Source organism: Caballeronia sp. LZ016, assembly GCF_031450805.1.
GTDB lineage: Bacteria > Pseudomonadota > Gammaproteobacteria > Burkholderiales > Burkholderiaceae > Caballeronia.
Window position 1 is genome coordinate 702,934 of the sequence record NZ_JARTVY010000004.1, and the last position, 20,380, is coordinate 723,313.

At 63.7% G+C, this 20,380-nt stretch carries 18 protein-coding genes; 14 read left to right on the forward strand and 4 right to left on the reverse strand.

The annotated features are described in order from the left end of the window. Positions 1-35 precede the first annotated feature (35 nt). The 5 genes from P9220_RS23710 (at position 36) to rpoD (ending at position 8,122) form a co-directional block, all read left to right on the forward strand. Positions 36-1,976 carry a site-specific integrase gene (locus P9220_RS23710; protein ID WP_309768139.1) on the forward strand — a complete coding sequence of 647 codons (1,941 nt, stop codon included), beginning with the start codon at positions 36-38 and terminating at the stop codon, positions 1,974-1,976. Between the two features lie 172 nt (positions 1,977-2,148). Then, a complete protein-coding gene (locus P9220_RS23715) occupies positions 2,149-3,327 on the forward strand; it encodes an AAA family ATPase (RefSeq protein WP_309768258.1) in 1,179 nt (392 codons plus the stop codon). Further along, a complete protein-coding gene (locus P9220_RS23720; RefSeq protein WP_309768140.1) occupies positions 3,328-4,296 on the forward strand; it encodes a ParB/RepB/Spo0J family partition protein in 969 nt (322 codons plus the stop codon). A gap of 314 nt (positions 4,297-4,610) precedes the next feature. Then, positions 4,611-5,900: a replication protein O gene (locus P9220_RS23725; protein WP_309768143.1), complete on the forward strand. Its 1,290-nt coding sequence runs from the start codon at positions 4,611-4,613 to the stop codon at positions 5,898-5,900. 218 nt (positions 5,901-6,118) lie between these two features. Beyond that, on the forward strand, positions 6,119-8,122 hold the full coding sequence (rpoD, locus tag P9220_RS23730) for an RNA polymerase sigma factor RpoD (protein ID WP_309768145.1): 2,004 nt from the start codon (positions 6,119-6,121) through the stop codon (positions 8,120-8,122). A gap of 76 nt (positions 8,123-8,198) precedes the next feature. Here the strand turns inward: rpoD and P9220_RS23735 are convergent, their stop codons facing one another. Both P9220_RS23735 and P9220_RS23740 read right to left on the reverse strand, forming a co-directional pair. Further along, positions 8,199-8,525, reverse strand: coding sequence for a hypothetical protein (locus P9220_RS23735; protein WP_309768147.1), 327 nt, complete (start codon positions 8,523-8,525; stop codon positions 8,199-8,201). 362 nt (positions 8,526-8,887) lie between these two features. Beyond that, positions 8,888-9,592, reverse strand: a complete 705-nt coding sequence (locus P9220_RS23740) for a glutathione S-transferase N-terminal domain-containing protein (protein ID WP_309768148.1) — start codon at positions 9,590-9,592, stop codon at positions 8,888-8,890. Positions 9,593-9,857: 265 nt separating this feature from the next. On the opposite strand from P9220_RS23740, the gene P9220_RS23745 reads away from it, so the two are divergent. After that, positions 9,858-10,364, forward strand: coding sequence for a hypothetical protein (locus P9220_RS23745; protein ID WP_309768150.1), 507 nt, complete (start codon positions 9,858-9,860; stop codon positions 10,362-10,364). Between the two features lie 94 nt (positions 10,365-10,458). Beyond that, on the forward strand, positions 10,459-11,226 hold the full coding sequence (locus tag P9220_RS23750; protein ID WP_309768153.1) for an SDR family oxidoreductase: 768 nt from the start codon (positions 10,459-10,461) through the stop codon (positions 11,224-11,226). Positions 11,227-11,259: 33 nt separating this feature from the next. On the opposite strand, the gene P9220_RS23755 is transcribed toward P9220_RS23750, so the two are convergent. Further along, positions 11,260-11,490 (reverse strand): hypothetical protein, encoded by a 231-nt coding sequence (locus P9220_RS23755; RefSeq protein WP_309768154.1) that lies wholly within the window; start codon positions 11,488-11,490, stop codon positions 11,260-11,262. Positions 11,491-11,710: 220 nt separating this feature from the next. Between P9220_RS23755 and P9220_RS23760 the strand changes: the two genes are divergently transcribed. From P9220_RS23760 to P9220_RS23790, 7 genes are all read left to right on the forward strand, one after another. Continuing rightward, on the forward strand, positions 11,711-13,708 hold the full coding sequence (locus P9220_RS23760; RefSeq protein WP_309768157.1) for a sigma-54-dependent Fis family transcriptional regulator: 1,998 nt from the start codon (positions 11,711-11,713) through the stop codon (positions 13,706-13,708). Positions 13,709-13,880: 172 nt separating this feature from the next. Beyond that, positions 13,881-14,966, forward strand: a complete 1,086-nt coding sequence (locus tag P9220_RS23765; protein WP_309768158.1) for an NAD(+)/NADH kinase — start codon at positions 13,881-13,883, stop codon at positions 14,964-14,966. Continuing rightward, entirely contained in the window at positions 14,963-15,961 is a 999-nt protein-coding gene (locus P9220_RS23770) for a thiamine pyrophosphate-dependent dehydrogenase E1 component subunit alpha (RefSeq protein ID WP_309768160.1), read from the forward strand. Before P9220_RS23765 ends, P9220_RS23770 begins: the two co-directional genes overlap by 4 nt. Before the next feature lie 27 nt (positions 15,962-15,988). Next, positions 15,989-17,005 (forward strand): alpha-ketoacid dehydrogenase subunit beta, encoded by a 1,017-nt coding sequence (locus P9220_RS23775; RefSeq protein WP_309768162.1) that lies wholly within the window; start codon positions 15,989-15,991, stop codon positions 17,003-17,005. Next, entirely contained in the window at positions 17,005-18,135 is a 1,131-nt protein-coding gene (locus P9220_RS23780) for an acetoin dehydrogenase dihydrolipoyllysine-residue acetyltransferase subunit (RefSeq protein WP_309768164.1), read from the forward strand. Before P9220_RS23775 ends, P9220_RS23780 begins: the two co-directional genes overlap by 1 nt. Before the next feature lie 89 nt (positions 18,136-18,224). Then, positions 18,225-18,977, forward strand: coding sequence for a lipoyl protein ligase domain-containing protein (locus P9220_RS23785; RefSeq protein WP_309768166.1), 753 nt, complete (start codon positions 18,225-18,227; stop codon positions 18,975-18,977). A gap of 24 nt (positions 18,978-19,001) precedes the next feature. After that, a complete protein-coding gene (locus P9220_RS23790) occupies positions 19,002-19,835 on the forward strand; it encodes a hypothetical protein (RefSeq protein ID WP_309768167.1) in 834 nt (277 codons plus the stop codon). 7 nt (positions 19,836-19,842) lie between these two features. Here P9220_RS23790 and P9220_RS23795 read toward each other — a convergent pair whose 3' ends face one another. Further along, on the reverse strand, positions 19,843-20,355 hold the full coding sequence (locus P9220_RS23795) for a glycine zipper family protein (RefSeq protein WP_309768170.1): 513 nt from the start codon (positions 20,353-20,355) through the stop codon (positions 19,843-19,845). Between the last annotated feature and the right edge of the window lie 25 nt (positions 20,356-20,380).

The window sequence follows — 20,380 nt, forward strand, 5'->3', positions numbered from 1 at the left end:
TCTCGCGCCAAATGATTGATACATAAGGCAAAAGCTTGATCGAAGAGAACCGTCCGGCGCAAACGAACGCGCCACGGCGACTCACGCGCCAGCATTTCGCGCTTTATCGCGGATACCTGGACGGCGTTTCGGAAGCCCAACTCCACGCCTCTTACGGCGAAGCCGGCTCGGATGTTCGCGGCACCCGGCGACTCATCGCCGCATTACGCGACACGCTTTCGGTGTTGGCGCGGCGAGCGCACGACGTCGAAGCAGCGCATCTGCTCCGGTTGCGGCCCGGCAGTATTCCATCCTCTTCCGACAGCCCCTCTCTCGAGGCGCCGACGCTCGAAGCGTATCGGGAGCGTGTCGATCCTGACGGCGTCTACGGTGAGTCCGAACTTGTCGCGCTCTATAAGGAAGAGTACGGGGACAGCGAGTCCGATGCCTCGAAGCGGCGCGCGGCCCGCAACGCGCGGATGCGTCGGCGGCAGGCAAATGCTCTTGCCCGGATGGAGGCAAACCTTGTTCAGGAGCCGAGCCAGGAACATCCGATCGACGGATGGTTCGAGCCGGTCGTCACCGCGCGGCTGGCCGCCGCCGGGATTACGACGATCGCAGACCTCATCGCGCTGATCGAGCGTCGGCGGCATCGCTGGTATGCGTGCGTGCCGCGCCTCGGACCGAAGGGCGCGCAACGTATCGTCGATTGGCTCGTTCTGCACGCCGAGCCGCTCCAGCACAGCCTTTCGGGGTTTGCCCTCGTGCCGCGTCGACAGTGGCGGACTGAGCATCGAGCTGTTCAGTCGGTTGCGTCGGATGCCGTCGCCGTTGCGCCCCTGGAATCCCTGCGTGTGCCGCGCCCGCTGGACGGATCGAGCGGTACGAACCGAGCGGTGAACACGAGTGCCGGCGCACGGTTCGACACCGATATCGCCGCGATCAACGGCTGGCTCGATGCGCGCTCCGGGAGCGACCATACGCGGCGGGCATATCGGCGGGAGGCAGAAAGGCTCTTGCTCTGGGCGTTGATCGAGAAAGGAAAACCGCTCTCTTCTCTCGAACGGCACGACTGCGCCGAGTTTCTGGCTGACTTTCTGACAGATCCGCAACCGGTTGAGCGATGGGTTTCCCGCCAGCCCATCGAACGCTGTCTGCCAGGATGGAAGCCCTTCGCCGGCCCGCTGTCCGACCGCAGCCGTGAAACAGCGCGTGCGATTCTCAACGCAATGTTTGAATGGCTCGTCGAGAGCGCTTATCTGTCGACGAACCCGATGCTCGGCCATGAGCGCGTGGCCGCTCCGCCGGCTTTCGATGCGAAGTCGCGGACCTTGGATGCCGATCAATGGCAAGCGGTACTCCGCTCCGCGACGCGACAAGAATATACATTCGCCGAACATCGGGATCGCCTCGCCCTTCTTCTCGCCTATTCGACCGGCTTGCGACGAGCCGAACTCGCTGCCGCCACGACCGATTCGCTTTCCGTCCGGCGCCTGCGCGGTGTCAGCGTACCGGTGTGGCAATTGAGCGTCGCGCCGGCCGCCGGCAACCGCCCGGGCAGAACGGTGCTTTTACCGCCCGCAGTGGTCGACGTGCTGGTCGAAAACCTCGCGCTTCGTGGACTTCCGTCCCCGCTCGATTGCCCCGAAGGCACGCCGATACTGGCTCAGAGCCGCGGGGGGCGTGCCGTCACGCCCGATAGCATCGGTCGTATCATCAAAAATTGCTTCGTCAACGCGGCGGCCGATCTGGAAGCAAGCACAGCCGGGACCGGCCAACGGCTTACGCGGGCGAGCACGCATTGGCTTCGTCACAGCCACTCGGTTCACGCGCTCGCCCACGGCGCAACTGTCGACGACATAAGCAAAGGGCTTGGCCACGCGCAGGTGTCGACGACCGCGCTGTACCTCGACCACGAGGACGCAAGCCGTTTACTTGGCGTAGAACGGTTCATCCGGCGCACATTCAAGTCAGAGAGCGAATCGGAATCGCCTTAATCTCAACGTTTACTCGGCGGTGGCGTTGTAATATCGCCCGGGCTCGCGTCAAAGAGACTTCAGAGTTTACTTGAGGTTTACCGGTTGGCCGTTTATTCTTCGGTTTGCAGTATGTTTTCCACAAACCGAAGAATTATTTGCTTACCCAGGCCCGCCAGTGACCGCGAATTCCATGCTCAGCGCTCGGCTTCCCGAAGTCGACCAATCCGTTTCGATCGAAACGCTCTTGGGGGTGGCCGCCCAAGCCACTGACATCCTCAACCAGATCCGCGATGCAATGCTGGAGCCCTATCCACGCAAGAGCGCGCCGACGTTTACGAGCGCGCAAGTCGCATCGCTTTGCGGAATCGACAAGCAGCGGTTTCAGTACCTGACCACAAAGGGCGAATTACCAGCGGGGACGTCGAAGGGCGCGGGCCGAAGCAAGGAATTCACCCTGGAAGAAGCGCTGACGTGGATTCGCGCGACCAGGGAGCGCGTCCGGCGACCTGAGGGCAAGCGCGGGCGCATCGTGACCGTTGCGAACTTCAAAGGCGGCGTCGCAAAAACGACGACGGCTGTATCCGCTGCCCAAGCGCTGACACTGCTGGGACGGCGCGTGCTCGTCATCGATTGCGACCCGCAAGGCACCACGACGCAACTGTGCGGATGGGCGCCGGACGCCGAAATTTCGGACGATCAAACGCTGCTGCCGTTGATTTACGGCGACCAAACGTCATTGCATTACGCGGTACAAGAAACCTACTGGCACAACCTTGATTTGATTCCGGCCTCGTCGTCGCTGTTTGACGCGGAGTTTGAAATTCCGGCCAAGGTGCTGAACGACAGCACCTTCGAGTTTTGGGAGATCGTCCGCAAGGGACTCATGCCCCTGACCGACGAATACGATGCCGTTGTCATCGATACCCCGCCCGCGCTCAGTTACCTGACCATCAACGCGCTCCTCGCGTCGGACGCCATCCTGTTGCCGTGCCCGCCTGAAGCGCTCGACTTTGCCAGTTCCACTCAGTTCTGGCATCTGTTTGCGGACATCGCAAAGAAGCTGCCCGGCGTGCTGGAGCAGAAACGATTCGATTTCGTCAACGTCATTCTGACGAAGGCGAAGTCGGACGACGTGTCGCGCGTGGTGCGTGGTTGGCTACAAAAGGCTTACGGCGATCGCGTGCTGCCGTTCGAAATACCGGAATCGACGGTGCCTAAGGGTGCATCGGCCCAGCTGTCCACGGTCTACGATCTGTCGAAGCCGGACGGCAGTACAGCGGCTTACAACCGTTTCAAGGAGCCGCTAGACCGGCTTGCAGAACATCTCGACGCGCAGTTCGTCCGCGCGTGGAATCAGGCGGAGGCGTAAATGGGTATCGGGGACAGGCTTCTTGCGAAGACCGCGAATGTCGGGAACAAACCGACCGAGCCGACGCAGCGTGTAACCAGTTCGGAACCGCGTACGTCACCGGGCAGGTTGATGGATGCGCAGCATCGAATCAACACGGCCCAGGCGCGAATCAAGGAACTGGAGACGCAGCTCGAAGAAAGAGCGGCGTTTGAAGTGCCGCTGGATGCGCTCGTCGAAGTCGAGGGAAGGCGACGGAAGCTCACTGCAGAGCAGTTCCAGGAGCTCAAGTCGAATCTGGCCCAACACGCCCTAGCGACGCCTATTCTCGTTCGTCCAGTCTCTGAAGGTCGATACGAAATTGTGGCGGGACACAATCGTGTCGCTGCCTATCGGGACTTGGGTCGCACAACGATTCGGGCGAACGTTGCGTCAATCGAAGAAGGCGAGATCGAATTCGCAGCGTTCTTTTCGAATCTGCTATCGCCGTCGCTCACCGACTTCGAAAAGTACTGGAACTTCAAACGGCTACAGGAACTGAGCGGATTGTCCCGTACGGAGATATCCGAGAGCGCGGGACTGAGTAAGAGCCACGTAACGCGGATCTTTTCATTCGACGCCCTGCCGGACGCTGCGAAGCAAGCCTTAGCGCTAAAACCTGAACGTCTAGGAAGTAATGCGGCACAAAAGCTCGCGGCTCTTACAGAAGCCGGCAAGGCAGACAAAGTAGTCGAAGCGATTCGTCGATTGATCGATGACGACAATTTCACGCAGGACAAGGCCGTCGCGCTGGCCGCCGAGAAACCGAGAGCAGCCGCACCAAGCATGACAGTCGTGCGATCAGGAAGAAGAAAGGTGTGCGAGGTTTCGACCAGAAGCGGCGTGGTCGGCATTCGCTTCTACGAGAAAGATGCAGCCGAGGCCGAGGCATGGGGGCAGCGAATTGCTGATTTCATCAACAAATCGTTGGAAGAGTCGACTCCAGATTGATGCCTACTAGAGTTTTCTTTGAAATCAATGGTTTAACGATTTTCAAGACAACCTAGGAAGTCGGCTCTATTAGAAATTCGTTTCAAATCAAGGTTTAACCAAATAAGGTCAACGAGGTCGTCATGTAGCGAACTGGTCTTGAAAGACAAAAGCCTTCGGCGCCAACCGAAGGCTTTTGAATTCGGGCTTCACTGCTGCTTGCCCGTCCGCTTCCCGACGCCAATCGGGTCACGAGCTACGCAACTCGAAGTTTAGCGGATAGCGATCGGCAGTCAAGCGTTTGTCCTCCATTTTTCGAAATGGATGCACTTGACATGCATATCGCGCAACTTTCCGTTGCAGGCGAGGCCGTTCTTCGCCCGCAAATCTCACCCGATCGCCCCGAGCAGGGGGATCAGAAAGCGCTCGATGAGTACGCTTGCGACCGCTCGAATCTTCCGTGGATCATATTCAGAGCCGCGCATAGGGCGAACCATTTGTCCGCCCTTCCCGCCCGCGCTCGCGCAGTGCTGGCCGCGTTAGCCCGAACGGTGGACGCGGGGCGCCCCTTTGCCGCCATCTTCGCGCGGCGTGAATTGCTGACCGGGCGCGCGCTCCAATCGATGCGCACGTTCTATCGCAGCCTCGACGACCTCGAGTCGTCCGGATTCATCACACGACCGCCCCAAAGTCGATACGGTGGAGGTGGGCTCTTCGGCCGTGCGTACCTGCATCTCACACACAAGGCAGCCGCACTGCTCGGCTTGGTAGAGATCCAATCCGAGCCGGAAGAAACCTACCCGCCGACGCAGGAGGATGCGGTGCAGCCCGCACCGGCTGTCATTTTGAGCACACCGTCTGTCAGCGTGGCAGACGGTGCTATATATAAGGATCTAATCCCTTCTACTCAAAAGAGACAACCAGGACGCCTGCCCCCAGATCTTGAGCGCCTTGGCAAACTGGGATTTCGTGACTTCCTGGTCTTCAAACTCATGCGCGAAGCGCGCTCCCACGGGAAGCGCCTTTCGGACGTCGTCGAGGCGACCTGGGATCATCTTCGACAAGCGAAGCGCCCCATAAGCTACCTGCGGACTCTGCTGCGCGCGCCAGTCGATTTTGCGCACCGCGTTCGGTCGAAACGACAGGAAGCTGTCGAACGGGCGACGGTATGCGCCGTGCAAGCGCAAACCGAGCGAGAAATTCACGCTCTCGCCGGACGCGCCTTCGTCAGCCACGATCATCTTCGCCAATACGTCGTCGCGGACGATGCGCGTTCGGTCACGGTTAAACACCGCGACGAGGCTCGCCCTCGTGTCCATGCAGGCGCTTGGGCTACCGACTTTCTCGCAGCTTTGCGTACGGGACGTATCGTTGTCCGGGAGGCCGGCGAAACGTCTCATTTCCGTGCGCCACCGACGATTTCAACGCCTGACCGCGCTGCAGCACAGTCGAATCCTAAGAACAATGCCTCGCGCAACTTGGATGCATTGAGGCACTTCCTGCGGTTGAAACGAGCGGGCGTCGTCACAACATCCGTTACAGCCGTGGGGGAAAGGTATGCAGCAAGGCGCGCGATGCAGCGTGCGAACAACACGCAGAGTCCCGTAGGCACGACAGGAAAATAAACCTGCTGCGTCGCAGCAAACGCTGATATACTCTAAGGTTGCGTCTTTGATGGCGCCTTGTAATTACGCGATTCACGCCTGAAGCGTGGATTCGCGCGCTTTGCTCGATGCGATTCTCAGCAAGCCGTCCGTGGTCGAAGCTGTTGTCGATATCACGCGGGCCTCACGCTCGCTTCCGGGGACCTGTCATCGCCGAGCAAACCTGTCGAGGAGAAAGTATGGCAAGTTTTGATCGGGAAGATTCGGAGCTGGATATCGTCGCGCCGGCGCGCAGGTCAGCGGGACGCAAGGCGGGTAAGAGCAAGGGCCAGGCCGGCACGATGCAGCCCGATGTCGTCATGACGGCGGAGCAGGACGAAGAGCGTCAGCGTCAGATGCGCGCGTTGATTCAACTCGGCAAGGAGCGTGGCTATCTCACGCACGCCGAAATCAACGATCACCTGCCGGACAACTTCGCACAGACCGCGGCGATGGAAACCATCGTCAGCACGTTCAACGACATGGGCGTGGCGGTGTACGAGCAGGCGCCCGACGCCGAAACGCTGCTGCTGAGCGATAACGCCCCGGCCGTGGTAGCGGACGAGCAATCGGAAGAGGAAGCGGAAAACGCGCTTTCAACCGTCGATTCGGAATTCGGCCGCACGACCGATCCCGTGCGCATGTATATGCGCGAAATGGGCGCAACGGAACTGCTGACGCGCGCCGGCGAAATCGCGATTGCGAAGCGCATCGAAGACGGTTTGCACGAGATGATCCAGGCGATCGCCGCGTGCCCGTCGACGGTCGGCACCATTCTGGCAGACGCCGCGCTCGTCGAGTCTGGTGAACTCAAGATCGACGAGCTCGTCGACGGCCTCAAGGAAGACGACGCAGTAGAGGAAGAAATTTCGGCCCCCGAAACAACGGAATCGGCTGAAATTGATGCGGATACCGAAGAATCCGACGGCGACGACGAGGAAGACAGCGATCTCGAAGGCGGCGATTCCGGTGCATCGAACGAAGCGCGTTTGAAGCAGTTGAAGGCCGACTGTCTTGAGATTTTCGCCCGCGTGCGCGAGCTGGCGGAACAAGCAAGCAATCCTAAGGGAACGGGCTCGACCGCGACCAAGGCTGTCGAGCGTGCGCGCAGCGAAATTCAGCGCGAACTCGGCTCGATTCGCTTCACGGCGAAGACCATCGACCGCTTGTGCGCCGACGTGCAGCAGCAAGTCGCTCGCGTCCGCGAAATCGAACGTCGCATTCTGCAGATCGCGGTGGATCGTTGCGGCATGCCGCGCGACAAGTTCGTCGAGGCGTTCCCGGGTCACGAGACGGATCTCGAATGGACGGCACGGACCGCGGCGGCTTCGCGTCAGTACGGTGCGTCCCTCGAGCGCAGCTTGCCCGCCATTCAGGCCGAACAGCAGAAGCTGATCGACATCGAAGGCGTCGTTGCGTTGCCGCTGCAGCAGCTGAAGCAAATCAATCGTCAGATGACGGCTGCTGAGCTGAAGATGCGCCAGGCGAAGCGTGAAATGATCGAAGCGAACCTGCGTCTCGTCATCTCGATCGCGAAGAAGTACGTCAATCGCGGCATGCAGTTCCTCGACCTGATTCAGGAAGGCAACATCGGTCTGATGAAGGCGGTGGACAAGTTCGAATATCGCCGCGGCTGGAAGTTCTCGACGTATGCGACGTGGTGGGTTCGCCAGGCCGTGACGCGCTCGCTGGCCGATCAGGCTCGCACGATCCGCGTGCCGGTGCACATGATCGAGACGATCAACAAGCTGAACCGCATCTCGCGCGAGATCCTGCAGCAGACCGGCATGGAAGCGCATCCGTCGGTGCTCGCCGAGCGTATGGAAATGCCCGAAGAAAAAATTCGCGGCATTCTGAAGATCGCGAAGCAGCCGGTGTCGCTGGAAACGCCGGTCGGCGAAGATGCCGACGCCACGCTCGGCGACATGATCGAAGATCAGGGCGCGGCTTCGCCTGCCGATGCCGCCGTGCACGCGAACATGCGCGCCGCAATCGACGATGCGCTCAACGCGCTGTCGCCGCGCGAAGCGAAGGTTCTGCGTATGCGCTTCGGTATCGATACGGCTTCGGACTACACGCTCGAAGAATTGGGCAAGCAGTTCGACGTGACGCGCGAGCGTATCCGTCAGATCGAAAGCAAGGCGATGCGCAAGCTGATGCACCCGAGCCGCGCGGACAAGCTGCGTCCGTTCCTGGATCGCTAATTCTCGACGCTTTCTGACGCATCGAACAGCGTGCCGTCCTTCGGGGCGGCACGCTTTTTTTTGCGCGCGACAACGCTCACCCGCGTGCAGCGCCCTTGGGCGAGGCCGTCGACGAGCACGCCTGCAACGCGACGATCGCTTTTCGCGCGAGCGCCAGCGTCTCTTCGCACGCGCGCTTGTTTGCGAAGATCGCGCATCCGCCGCCCGCGTTGATCTTCGATACGGCGCCGCGCACCTTGTCGAGCGCCGTTTGCGGCGAACCGCTGTCCTTGATGATCGCGGCGATGTCGAACGCACTGCCGGCATCGGTTTCGACATAGCCCGGACATTCCGCATGCGCGCAAACGCCGATCGCGAGCAGCGTGAAGGCAGCCGATAGACGAGAAGAGGGAAGGGCGATCATGGCGTCGGTGTCCGTTACCGCATCGCTTGTGAGGTCGCTCGGGCATCGCGTTGTCCACAGAAATCTTGGACAAGCATGTGGATATCCTGAGCATCGCCGGGCCAACACGTTGATGCGAAACGCGTTTCACCCGCCGTGCGATTTACGCGCGCGTTCGCACATTGTGAACCTTTCGGGCGCGCCAGGCGCGCCGGCCGAAAAGCGGCGCGCGGAAGCGAGCTTCAACGCATCGTTGTCCACAGAAATCTTGGACAAGCATGTGGATATCCTGAGCATCGCGACCGCAACGCCTTGAAGCAGAACGCATTTCAGCTCGCATGCGAAATGAATCAGGCATCGCGAAGACGCACCCCTTGGCAGCGTCAAACCCGCTGAGGAATCTCCAGCCCACGCTGCACGGCCGGGCGCGCGACGAACGCATCGAGCACCCGCTTGACGTTTGCAAACTGATCGAACTCGACCAACTCGCGCGCTTCATAAAACCCGACGAGATTGCGCACCCACGGAAACACCGCGATGTCCGCGATTCCGTATTCATCGCCCATGATCCACTCGCGCCCGCCGAGGCGTCCGTCGAGTACGCCGAGCAGACGTTTCGATTCCGCGACGTAGCGATCGCGCGGGCGTTTGTCCTCGTAGTCCTTGCCCGCGAACTTGTGGAAGAACCCGAGTTGCCCGAACATCGGGCCGATGCCGCCCATTTGGAACATCAGCCACTGAATCGCTTCGTACCGGCGCGCCGGATCGCGTGGCAGAAACTGACCGCTCTTATCCGCGAGGTAGATCAATATCGCGCCCGATTCGAAAAGCCCGAGCGGTTCGCCGCCGGGCCCGTTCGGATCGATGAGCGCCGGAATCTTGTTGTTCGGATTGAGCGATAGAAACTCAGGCGACGTCTGATCGTTCTGATCGAAGCGCACGAGATGCGGCTCGTAGGGCAAGCCGGTCTCTTCCAGCATGATCGACGCCTTCACGCCGTTGGGCGTCGGCAGCGAATACAACTGGATGCGATCGGGATGCTGCGCGGGCCATTTGCGCGTGATCGGGAAATCGGAAAGCGTGGGCATGGTCGATCCTGTCTGAATGGATCGCTCAATATAACCACTTCGGGGCTGGACCGCCGAGCAAGGCCTTGCCTGCCGACACGCGGTTTGTAGGAATGACGGTGCCCGTCGCACATGGCGAACCGCGCAACGTGCCGAAGCGGCTCATCACCCGGCGCAAGCATGCGGCTGGCTCGCGAATTGCATCGTGCGCGGTGCTTTGCCTACGAGCCGGTCGATGACCGCCTCTCTGACGACCGAAACCTGACAACCGTATGTTGCCGCTGCCATGAAAAACGTTCCTCTTGCAAGGTTCATCGCGCTGGCTGCCGTGGCTGGCGGTCTCGGTAGTGCGATCCCGAGCGTTTGCCGCGCTTACCCGCTCGAAAGCCAGCTCGACTGCCGGTCGAGCGCACACCGGTTCATCGCGCCGCTGCGCGACGAGCAATACATCGACGCCACGCCGATGCGCGTCGAAGCCAACTCGGTCAACGCCTTCAAGCCGACGCACGGCAGCGACCTCACCGCCTATGGCTTTCGCGTCTACGCGGTGCTCGGCTACGAACACGGCGACGCGATGTTCAAACAGGGCGCTGGCCAGCCCATCAACGATTCCGCTTACGGCGTCGTCGTGCTCGGCTCGAAGGACACGGTCGAAGCGCGCGTGCGTGAGGCGGGCAGCACGGCCGTCGTCCATGAAGTTCTTCCGATGTTGATGACCGCCGTCTTTTGCGACGGCAGCACGCTGCGCAACACGGCCGGCACCGTTCAGGCGGATGCGTCGAGCAGTCACTGAAACGGTGTTGCAAGGGATTTCGCCGATAATGTTCTCCCGATCGCGATAACGACCGCGTGCACAGTCGCGCGGACACCAACAGGAGAACGGAGACATGCCCGAGGCAACCAACACATCTTCACGCATCGCAATCGTCACGGGAGCCGGTAGCGGCATCGGCCGGGCGGCGGCGCTCGCGCTGCTGGCGGACGGCTGGTCCGTCGTGCTCGCGGGCCGGCGTTCCGCGCCGCTCGAAGCGGTGGTTGCGGAAGCGGATGCAGGCGAGCGCGGATTCGCCGTGCCGACCGACGTCGCCGATCCGCAATCCGTCGAGCGGCTTTTCGCGGCGGCGGTCGAGCGCTTCGGCCGCGTGGATTTGCTGTTCAACAACGCGGGCGTGAGCAATCCGCCGGGACCGTTCGAAGACTGGACGCCGGAGCAATGGCAAGGCGTCGTCAACGTCAATCTGAACGGGATGTTCTACTGCCTTCAACAAGCGTTCCGCACGATGCGCGCGCAGACGCCGAAGGGCGGGCGCATCATCAACAACGGATCGATTTCAGCGAGCGCGCCGCGCCCGAACTCGGCGGCCTATACCGCGACGAAGCACGCGGTCGCCGGCCTGACGAAGTCCGCTTCGCTCGATGGCCGCAAGCACGACATCGCGGTCGGTCAGATCGACATCGGCAATGCGCTCACCGAGTTGTCCGAGCGCATGTCACGCGGCGTGCCGCAGGCCAACGGCGAGATCGCCATCGAGCCGATGATGGACGTCAGGATCGTCGGCCAGTCGGTGCTCTACATGGCGAATCTGCCGCTCGAAGCGAACGTGCTGTTCCACACCGTGATGGCCACCAAAATGCCGTTCGTCGGACGCGGCTAGGCATTTCGCGTTTCCGCTCTCCGGCTGCCCGTCCTATTCGGTGCGATACCAGACGCGAATGCCGGAGTACCAATGGCTGACACTGGTATCGTCGCCGGCGCCGAATGTCGACAGACTCTCCACGTTCAGCACGTCGATGCGCTGCTCCGCGATCCACCGGTTCGCGCGTTCGACGAGCGCCGCGCCGTTCTCGTACACGTTGCCCTTGATGAGGTGATGCTGCACTACCTGGCGCTCGAAATCTTCATAGGCGATCTTCGTCATCGGTCGTCTCCTTGTCGTGTCATCGCGTGATCGTCGTCACGGCCGTGCCGCAGCGCAGCAAGTCCGGTGCATGACGCTTCGTGCCGATTCGAGCATCATATGGCCTGAACGACGCCGCGCGCGGACGGGCTGGCCCCGTGTTTTCCCGACATCGAGCGGCCATGACGACGCATCCGAAAAACACAAAGCGCGTCGAAAGGAGACACTCAAGGAGAGCGCGATGGACATGCGGCAACGCGAGCACATCGAGGCGGTCGTCGCGGCGACCACGCGGGCGCAGGTTCTTGCGCCGGCGCGCACGCACGAGGGCATCATCCAGAGTTCGTGGCGGCGTTGCGTGCATCAGTACGGGCTCGATCCGTCGCGGATGCAGGAGGCGCGGATTCTGCCGCAGACGCGGCTGCGCGAGCATCAACAGCGCATCGACGATTTCGCGCGCATCGCGCGTCACGGTCTGCAGACCTTGTACGAGCAGGTGGCGGGCATGGGCTACGTCGTGCTGCTCACCGATGCCCTCGGCGTCACGGTCGACTACATCGGCGACGCCAATACCGATGCCGCGTTGCGCCGCGCGGGGCTCTATCTCGGCGCGGAGTGGAGCGAGACCGGCGCGGGCACGTGCGCGGTCGGCACCGCGCTCGCGACGGGCCAGGCGCTGACCGTCCATCAGGTCGATCATTTCGACGCCACGCATATTCCGCTGACCTGCACCGCCGCGCCGCTCTTCGATTCGCGCGGCACGCTCGCCGCGATCCTCGACATCTCGGCGCTGTCGTCGCCGCAGCCGCGCGACAGCCAGAACCTTGCGCTGCACCTCGTGCGCCTTTACGCGAGGCACATCGAGAACGCCAACTTCCTGCGCGCGCATCGGCAGGACTGGTTGCTCAAGCTGCATACGTCGCCCGAATTCGTCGATGTCGATCCGGAATATCTGATCGCGCTGGATGCAGCGGGGCGCATCGCCGGGCACAACCGGCGCGCGCACGAGATGCTCGCGGCGGAACTGGACCGGCCGATATCGCCCACGGAACCGGCACAATCGCTGATCGGCGTGCGCTTCGACACACTGTTCGATGCGCGTATCGAAGAACTGGGGCGCTTTGTCTATTCGCGTCCGAGCGAATTACGCGCGGTGCCGCTCACGAGAAGCGGCGCGTTGCTGTATATAAGCGTGATGCCGCCCGCGCCATGCTTCACGCCGACAGCGAGCGCAAGCAACAGCGCCAGCCCGACCGCCCAACTCCCCGCGCCGCTCGCGGCGCTATCGGGCGGCGATGCAACGCTCACGCGCCAGCTCGAACGCGCAGCGAAGCTCGTCGATTCCCCGATCAACCTGCTCGTCAATGGCGAAACCGGCAGCGGCAAGGAATACTTCGCGAAGGCGCTGCATCGCGCGAGCGCACGGCGCGCGGGGCCCTTCATCGCCGTGAACTGCGCGGCGATCCCGGAAACACTGATCGAGAGCGAATTGTTCGGACACCTGCCGAACAGTTTCTCCGGCGCGGGTGGCAAGGGCAAGCGCGGGCTGATTCAGGAAGCCGATGGCGGCACGCTTTTTCTCGATGAAATCGGCGACATGCCGCGCGAATTGCAATCGCGCTTGCTGCGTGTGCTGGCCGAAGGCGAAGTGCTGGCGATCGGCGCGTCGCGGCCCGTGTCCGTCGACGTCCGCGTGGTCTCCGCGACGCACCATTCGCTGGACACGTTGATGCGCGAAGGCCGCTTCCGCGAAGACCTGTATTACCGGCTCAACGGCGCGCGCTTCACGCTGCCGCCGCTGCGGGAGCGAACCGATCTCGACTGGCTGATCCGCAAGTTTCTCGATGCGGATACGGCCCACGGCGCGGTCACGTTGTCGGCGGCGGCCCGCGAGCGGCTGCATCGGCACGACTGGCCGGGGAATCTGCGCGAGCTGTGCAATGTGCTGCGATACGCGCGGGCAGTGTGCTCGCACGGATCGATCGATGCCGACGACTTGCCCGAAGGCTTCGGCGCGTCCACGCCCGCGACGAATCCGCGTGCGCCGCAAGCCGCCGACGACTTCGACGCGCACCGCCTGCCGCCCGAGGGCATGCTGCTGATGCAGTACCTGCGCGCCGCGAGCTGGAACCTGAGCGCGGTGGCGCGGCAGATCGGCGTGAGCCGGATGACGCTCTATCGGCGGATGGAGCGCTACGGCATTCGTTCACCGAATCAGCGCGACGCGAGCGGGCGATAACACACGTCGCCCGATACGCCTGTCCACCTTTGCGATACACCTGCGCTGTGACACCTGTCACGCGAGCGCACCGCCTTTTCCGGCTTCGCCGCGTGGCAACGGCCTCCGGCGCATTGGCATACGCCTTGCCTTGATCCGCGCCACGACATAAGAACACCCAGGAGACACAGGCATGCGTGAGAGCGCGAAGGCCGGGCCGCCGCTCGTCGGCATCATCGCGAATCCCGTATCGGCGCGCGATATTCGCCGCGTGATCGCGAACGCGAACAGTCTGCAACTCGCGGATCGCGTGAATATCGTGCTGCGCATTCTGTCGTCGCTTGCGGCATGCGGTGTGCCGCGCGTCGTGATGATGCCGGATCGCGAGGGCCTCAAGGTCATGCTCCAGCGGCATCTCGCGCGGCGGCAAGGCCCCGACGCCACGCTGCCCCGCGTCGACTTCCTCGACATGCCCGTCACCGCCCGCGTCGACGATACCTTTTGCGCCGCACGCATGATGCGCGACGCCGGCGCCGATGCGCTCATCGTGCTGGGCGGCGACGGCACGCATCGCGCGGTGGTTCGCGAATGCGGTGCGGTGCCGCTCGCGGGTTTGTCGACGGGAACGAACAACGCCTTTCCCGAGATGCGAGAACCGACCATCTCGGGCCTCGCGGCGGGCCTCTACGCGACCGGCCGCATTCCGGCAAGCGAAGCGCTGGTGGCGAACAAGCGGCTCGACATCGACATTCGCGACCGGAACGGCGAAGTGCGCCACGACATCGCGCTCGTTGACGCCGTCATTTCGCGCGAGCATTTCATCGGCGCGCGGGCGCTCTGGAAGATCGACACGCTCGCCGCCGTGTACGTGTCCTACGCCGACCCGCAGGCCATCGGCATGTCGGCGATCGCAGGGCTTCTCGAACCGCTCGGGCGTCACGAGCCGGGCGGTCTCGCCGTCGAACTGGCCGCGCCGGGCGATGGCGAATTCACTCTGCACGCGCCCATCGCGCCGGGGCTTACCGAGCCGGTGCCGATCGCAGGCTGGCAGCGCCTGACCGATGGCGTGCCGCATCGCGTGACGCAGCGCGCGGGCATCGTCGCGCTCGATGGCGAACGCGAGCTCGCGTTCGGCCCCGGCGACGAAGTGTCCATCACCCTGCGCGAGAACGCGTTCCGAAGCATCGATGTCGCCGCGTGCATGCGGTACGCGGCGCGCGCCGGGCTCATGCGTCGAAGCACCCCCGTTGTTCAACCAGTCGAAAGGAGACAGCAATGACAGCGTCGCAACAGCATGCGGGCGGCTTGCCCTTGTCGAAGGACGAGCTGCTGTCGGTCTATCGCAAGATGCGGACGATCCGCGATTTCGAGGAGCGCCTGCACGTCGATTTCGGGCGCGGCGACATTCCCGGCTTCGTGCATCTGTACGCGGGCGAGGAGGCGGCCGGCGTCGGCATCATGCATCACCTGAACGACGGCGACCGCATCGCGAGCACGCATCGCGGCCACGGACACTGCATCGCGAAGGGCGTCGATCCCGTCGCGATGATGAAGGAGATCTACGGCAAGAAGGGCGGTTCGTGCAACGGAAAGGGCGGCTCGATGCACATCGCGGATCTCTCCAGAGGGATGATGGGCGCGAACGGCATTCTCGGCGCGGGCGCGCCTTTGATCTGCGGCGCGGCGCTCGCGGCGAAGTTTCGCGGCAAGGGCGAAGTGGGCATCACCTTCACGGGCGATGGCGCGTCCAACCAGGGCACCTTCCTCGAAAGCATGAATCTCGCGGCGGTGTGGAACCTGCCGGTAATCTTCGTGATCGAGAACAACGGCTATGCGGAATCGACGGCGCGCGAATACGGCACCGCCGTGGACAGCTACGTGGATCGCGCGGCGGGCTTCGGCATTCCCGGCGTGACGGTGGATGGCACCGACTTCTTCGCGGTCCACGAAGCGGCGGGCGAAGTGATCCGGCGCGCGCGTGAAGGCGGCGGCCCGGCGCTGCTCGAATGCAAGATGATCCGCTTCTACGGCCACTTCGAAGGCGATGCGCAGACGTATCGCGCGCCGGGCGAACTGGACGACATCCGCTCGAACAAGGACTGCCTCAAGAAGTTCGCGCACGCAGTGACGAACGCCGACGTGATCTCTCCCGGCGAGCTCGATGCGATCGACCGTGAAGTCGCCGCGCTCATCGACCGCGCGGTGCAGGAAGCGAAGGACGCGCCGCTGCCCACCGCCGCCGATCTTCTCACCGATGTCTACGTGAGCTACTGAACCGCCGACGACAAGGAGACAGTCATCATGGCCCGCAAACTAAGCATGAAGATGGCGATCAACGAAGCCATCGATCAGGAAATGACCCGCGATCCTAGCGTGATCGTGCTGGGCGAGGACATCGTCGGCGGTGCAGGCGCTGACGGCGAGAAGGACGCGTGGGGCGGCGTGCTCGGCGTGACGAAGGGGCTGTACGCGAAGCACGGCGACCGGCTGCTCGACACGCCGCTATCGGAGTCCGCCTATGTGGGCGCGGCGATCGGCGCGGCGGCGTGCGGCATGCGTCCCATCGCGGAGCTGATGTTCATCGACTTCATGGGCGTGTGCTTCGACCAGATCTTCAATCAGGCCGCCAAGTTCCGCTACATGTTCGGCGGCCGCGCCGAAACGCCGGTCGTCATCCGCGCGATGGTGGGCGCGGGCTTTCGCGCGGCGGCTCAGCACAGCCAGATGCTGACGCCGATTTTCACGCACATTCCCGGCCTCAAGGTCGTGTGCCCGTCGACGCCGTATGACACAAAAGGCCTGTTGATTCAGGCGATCCGCGACAACGATCCCGTCATTTTCTGCGAGCACAAGAACCTGTACGGCTTCGAAGGCGAAGTGCCGGAGAACTCGTACGCGATTCCGTTCGGCGAAGCGAACATCGCGCGGGACGGCCGCGACGTGTCGATCGTCACGTATGGGCTGATGGTGCATCGCGCGCTCGAAGCGGCTGCGACGCTCGCGAAGGAGGGCATCGAAGCCGAGGTAGTCGATTTGCGCACGCTGTCGCCGCTCGACATCGACACGGTGCTCGAGACGGTGGAGAACACGGGGCGGCTCGTCGTCGTCGATGAAGCGAATCCCCGCTGCAACATCGCCACGGATATTTCCGCGCAAGTCGCGCAGCAGGCGTTCGGCGCGCTGAAGGCGGCCATCGAGATGGTGACCCCGCCGCATACGCCGGTGCCGTTTTCGCCGACGCTCGAAGACCTGTATATCCCGAGCGCCGCGCAGATTGCGGACGCCGCGCGCAAGACGATGAAAGGAGGCAAGCACTGATGTCCGCAATCACACCGATCGTGATGCCCAAATGGGGCTTGTCGATGAAGGAAGGCACGGTGAACGAGTGGCTCGTGCAAGAGGGCGCGCAGATTACCGTGGGCATGCCGATTCTCGACGTCGAAACCGACAAGATCGCCAACGCCGTCGAAGCGCCGGATGCGGGCTTGTTGCGCCGTCGCGTGGCGTCCGCCGGCGATACGCTGCCGGTGAAGGCGCTGCTCGGCGTGCTCGCGCCGGCCGAAGTGAGCGACGCGGATATCGACGCGTACGTGGCTTCGTACGTCACTCCCGCCGATGAGGAAGGCGAGGGCGACGAGGCGGCGTCGGCGTATCGCTTCGTCGATGTCGACGGCATTCGCGTGCGCTACGCGGCGCGCGGCGGCGAAGACACGAAGCGACCGGCGGTGCTGTTCATCCACGGCTTCGGGGGCGATCTCGACAACTGGCTGTTCAATCTCGACGCACTGGCGGAGCGCAATCGCGTGTTCGCGCTCGATCTGCCGGCGCACGGGCAATCGACGCCGCGCCTCGCCGGCACCACGCTGCCGGAGCTTGCCGCGTTCGTCGCGCGCTTCATGGATGCGGTGAGCATCGACGCCGCGCATCTCGTCGGCCATTCGCTGGGCGGCGGCATTGCGGCGCAGCTTGCCGTCGATGCGCCGCAGCGCGCGTTGTCGCTGGCGCTGATATCGCCCGTCGGTTTCGGCGATGAAGTCAACAACGCGTACACCGATGGCTTCGTCAGCGCGCAGTCGCGTCGCGAGCTGAAGCCGGTTGTCGAGCTGCTGTTCGCCGATCCGCAACTCGTGAGCCGTCAGATGCTCGACGATCTGCTCAGGTACAAGCGGCTCGACGGCGTAAGCGAAGCGTTGACGGCGCTCGGCGGCGCGCTGTTCGCGGGCGGAAAGCAGAGCGCGCAGCCCGGGGCAGCGGCGGCATCGGCGGGCAAGCCGCTGCTCGTGATCTGGGGCGCGCAGGATCGCATCATTCCGGCGGCGCATGCGCAAAGCGTTTCGCAGGACGCGACCGTGCGGGTTTTCGATGACGCCGGGCACATGAGCCAGATGGAGAAGGCGAATGAGGTGAATCAGTTGCTGAAGGAGCATGTGGCGCACGCCGAGGCCTGAGTCCGGGCGTCGCGCGTGTTTGGCCGCCGCCGCCGTTCTTCGTTACCATGCGCATAGCGTCGATGGCGGCGCGGCCACTCATCCATCCCATGCCCTTCGAACTGCTCGACCCCGCTTCGCTTCCCGGCGATCCGCTCGACGCCGAAGAAGCGCTTCTCGCGCGCGCCAGCGCGGGCCATGCCGTCGCGCACTTGTGGACCGCGCCGGTATCGCTCATCGTGCCGCGCAGTTATCAGCGTTACGCGCCGCTCGCCGATGCCCGCGCGGCCTTCGCGCAGCGCGGCTGTCCCGTGTGGCTGCGCCTGTCGGGCGGCGGGCTCGTGCCGCAAGGCCCCGGCATCCTCAATCTGAGCCTCGCCTATCCGGTGCGCGGGACGATGGGCGCGCTCGCCGAGCCCGTCTATCTGCATCTGTGCGGCACGCTTGCCGATGCGCTGAACACGCTCGGCGTCCTCACGCATCATCAGGCCGTCGAAGGCTCGTTCTGCGACGGGCGATTCAATCTCGCATGGGGTCCGGGCGGCGATGCGCGCAAGATCGCGGGCACCGCGCAGTACTGGCGGCGCGCGCCTGAGCCGTCCGACGATCCCCACACCCCGCGCTATGCCGTGCTCGCTCACGCGGTCCTCCTCGTGAACGCCGATCCCATCGAGATCAACGAGCGCGCAAACGCGTTCGAAGCGATGATCGGCAGCGGGCGACGCTACGAGGAAATGAAAGTCGTGACCGTCGCGCAGGCGCTCGCTTACGAGTGCTTCGATATTCCCGCCGACCTGTTCGATCGCGTGCGCGATGCGGTCGCCGCGCGCGTCGCGAGATCGGCTTTGCCCGAGGGAAGCTGAGTCCTCTTTCGCATCGAGGTGGCCATGCCGCTCAGACGTGCATCGAACGGCTTCTTTTTTGCGCTATGGGTGGCCGTCTGCGCCGCCGCGCCGGAGTTTCTATGGCAAGGCGTGTTCTCGCTTTTCGGACATTTCTCCCTCACCGACGCCGCCGCCGCGCTGCTGATCGGCGCGATCCTCGCATTCTTCGTCGATCCGGTGCTCGAACGCTTGCGCGCACTCGCGTCGGACACGGAGTCCGAACGTCCCGCCAAGTCGCCGGCGTTTGCCGCGTGCGAGGCATTGAGCTTCGCGTTCGTCGCGGTGTGCGTGCACGAGGCGATCACCGTGTATGTCGCGGCGAGCCATTCGAACCAGCAGGCCGGCGAAAACCTCGCGAAAGCGGTCGCGCAGGCGCTGCAATGGGCGGCGCTGCCGTTCGTCATCACGATTGCATGGCTCGCGGCGCGCGGACCGGCATGGAGCGCGTGGCCAACGGTAATTGCCGCGGTGCTCGCCGGCTTGCTATGCGGCCTGGTGTTCCAGTGGGAAGCGCGCGTGCTCGTCACGAGTTTCATCCCCGCGATGCTGATTCTGCTCGCGGGCTGCATGATCGTGCGGCAACAGTGGGACGTCTCGACATTCGGCCGCTGCGCACGCGCGACCGGCGTGATCGCGCTGACGTGGCTGCTGCTGACGGGGCTGCTGCAGATTGCACTGTGGATCGCGCACGTCGAAACGTTCCGCGTCTATGAAAACGCGGAGTTCTGGAGCGATCTGCGGTTCTACATCGGCTGGGTGACGGGGCTGCTCGTTGCCCCGGGACTCGTCGCCCCGGTGCATCCGCGTTCGCGTCCCGCCAGCGATGCGCGCCGCTGACGACGCCTCAGCTCGACGGCGGCGGAGGCGGCTGAACGCCCGGCGGCGGCAGCGGCGGCGCGTAAGACGCGCCGTTCGGCGGAGCGGTGCGCAGCGGGCCGTACACCGGCACCTTGTCTCCGGCGGCGTACATGCATTGGAGGTACGCGTGGTCATAGCGACGCTGCACGCCATAACCCGATGTCTGCGCCGCACCGACGCCGAACGCGCTGCCCGTCAGCAGCCCCGCGCCCGCGCCGATGGCCGCGCCCGATCCGCCGCCGAACGCCGCGCCCGCCGCCGCGCCGATCGCGGTGCCGACCACCGCGCTGCCGACGGCGCTGTTCGTCGCCGCCTGATCCGCGGTGACGCCGCCGACTTGCTGGTACGCGTACTGCCTGCACGAGGCATCGTCGGCACGGAACTGATCGAACGTCTTGCCGGTGCCGGGCAGCGCCATGACGCTGGGGCCGGTCGGCATCACGGTACATGCGCCCAGCCCGGTGAGCGCAAGAAGAATGACGAGCCTTCGGTAGTTCATGAAAGTGACTGTGCTATGACTGCGG

Coding starts and splice junctions, on each gene's coding strand:
- P9220_RS23715 (WP_309768258.1), top strand. CDS start 2,149: ATGCTCAGCGCTCGGCTTCCCGAAGTCGACCAATCCGTTTCGATCGAA.
- P9220_RS23720 (WP_309768140.1), top strand. CDS start 3,328: ATGGGTATCGGGGACAGGCTTCTTGCGAAGACCGCGAATGTCGGGAAC.
- P9220_RS23725 (WP_309768143.1), top strand. CDS start 4,611: ATGCATATCGCGCAACTTTCCGTTGCAGGCGAGGCCGTTCTTCGCCCG.
- rpoD (WP_309768145.1), top strand. CDS start 6,119: ATGGCAAGTTTTGATCGGGAAGATTCGGAGCTGGATATCGTCGCGCCG.
- P9220_RS23735 (WP_309768147.1), bottom strand. CDS start 8,525: ATGATCGCCCTTCCCTCTTCTCGTCTATCGGCTGCCTTCACGCTGCTC.
- P9220_RS23740 (WP_309768148.1), bottom strand. CDS start 9,592: ATGCCCACGCTTTCCGATTTCCCGATCACGCGCAAATGGCCCGCGCAG.
- P9220_RS23745 (WP_309768150.1), top strand. CDS start 9,858: ATGAAAAACGTTCCTCTTGCAAGGTTCATCGCGCTGGCTGCCGTGGCT.
- P9220_RS23750 (WP_309768153.1), top strand. CDS start 10,459: ATGCCCGAGGCAACCAACACATCTTCACGCATCGCAATCGTCACGGGA.
- P9220_RS23755 (WP_309768154.1), bottom strand. CDS start 11,490: ATGACGAAGATCGCCTATGAAGATTTCGAGCGCCAGGTAGTGCAGCAT.
- P9220_RS23760 (WP_309768157.1), top strand. CDS start 11,711: ATGGACATGCGGCAACGCGAGCACATCGAGGCGGTCGTCGCGGCGACC.
- P9220_RS23765 (WP_309768158.1), top strand. CDS start 13,881: ATGCGTGAGAGCGCGAAGGCCGGGCCGCCGCTCGTCGGCATCATCGCG.
- P9220_RS23770 (WP_309768160.1), top strand. CDS start 14,963: ATGACAGCGTCGCAACAGCATGCGGGCGGCTTGCCCTTGTCGAAGGAC.
- P9220_RS23775 (WP_309768162.1), top strand. CDS start 15,989: ATGGCCCGCAAACTAAGCATGAAGATGGCGATCAACGAAGCCATCGAT.
- P9220_RS23780 (WP_309768164.1), top strand. CDS start 17,005: ATGTCCGCAATCACACCGATCGTGATGCCCAAATGGGGCTTGTCGATG.
- P9220_RS23785 (WP_309768166.1), top strand. CDS start 18,225: ATGCCCTTCGAACTGCTCGACCCCGCTTCGCTTCCCGGCGATCCGCTC.
- P9220_RS23790 (WP_309768167.1), top strand. CDS start 19,002: ATGCCGCTCAGACGTGCATCGAACGGCTTCTTTTTTGCGCTATGGGTG.
- P9220_RS23795 (WP_309768170.1), bottom strand. CDS start 20,355: ATGAACTACCGAAGGCTCGTCATTCTTCTTGCGCTCACCGGGCTGGGC.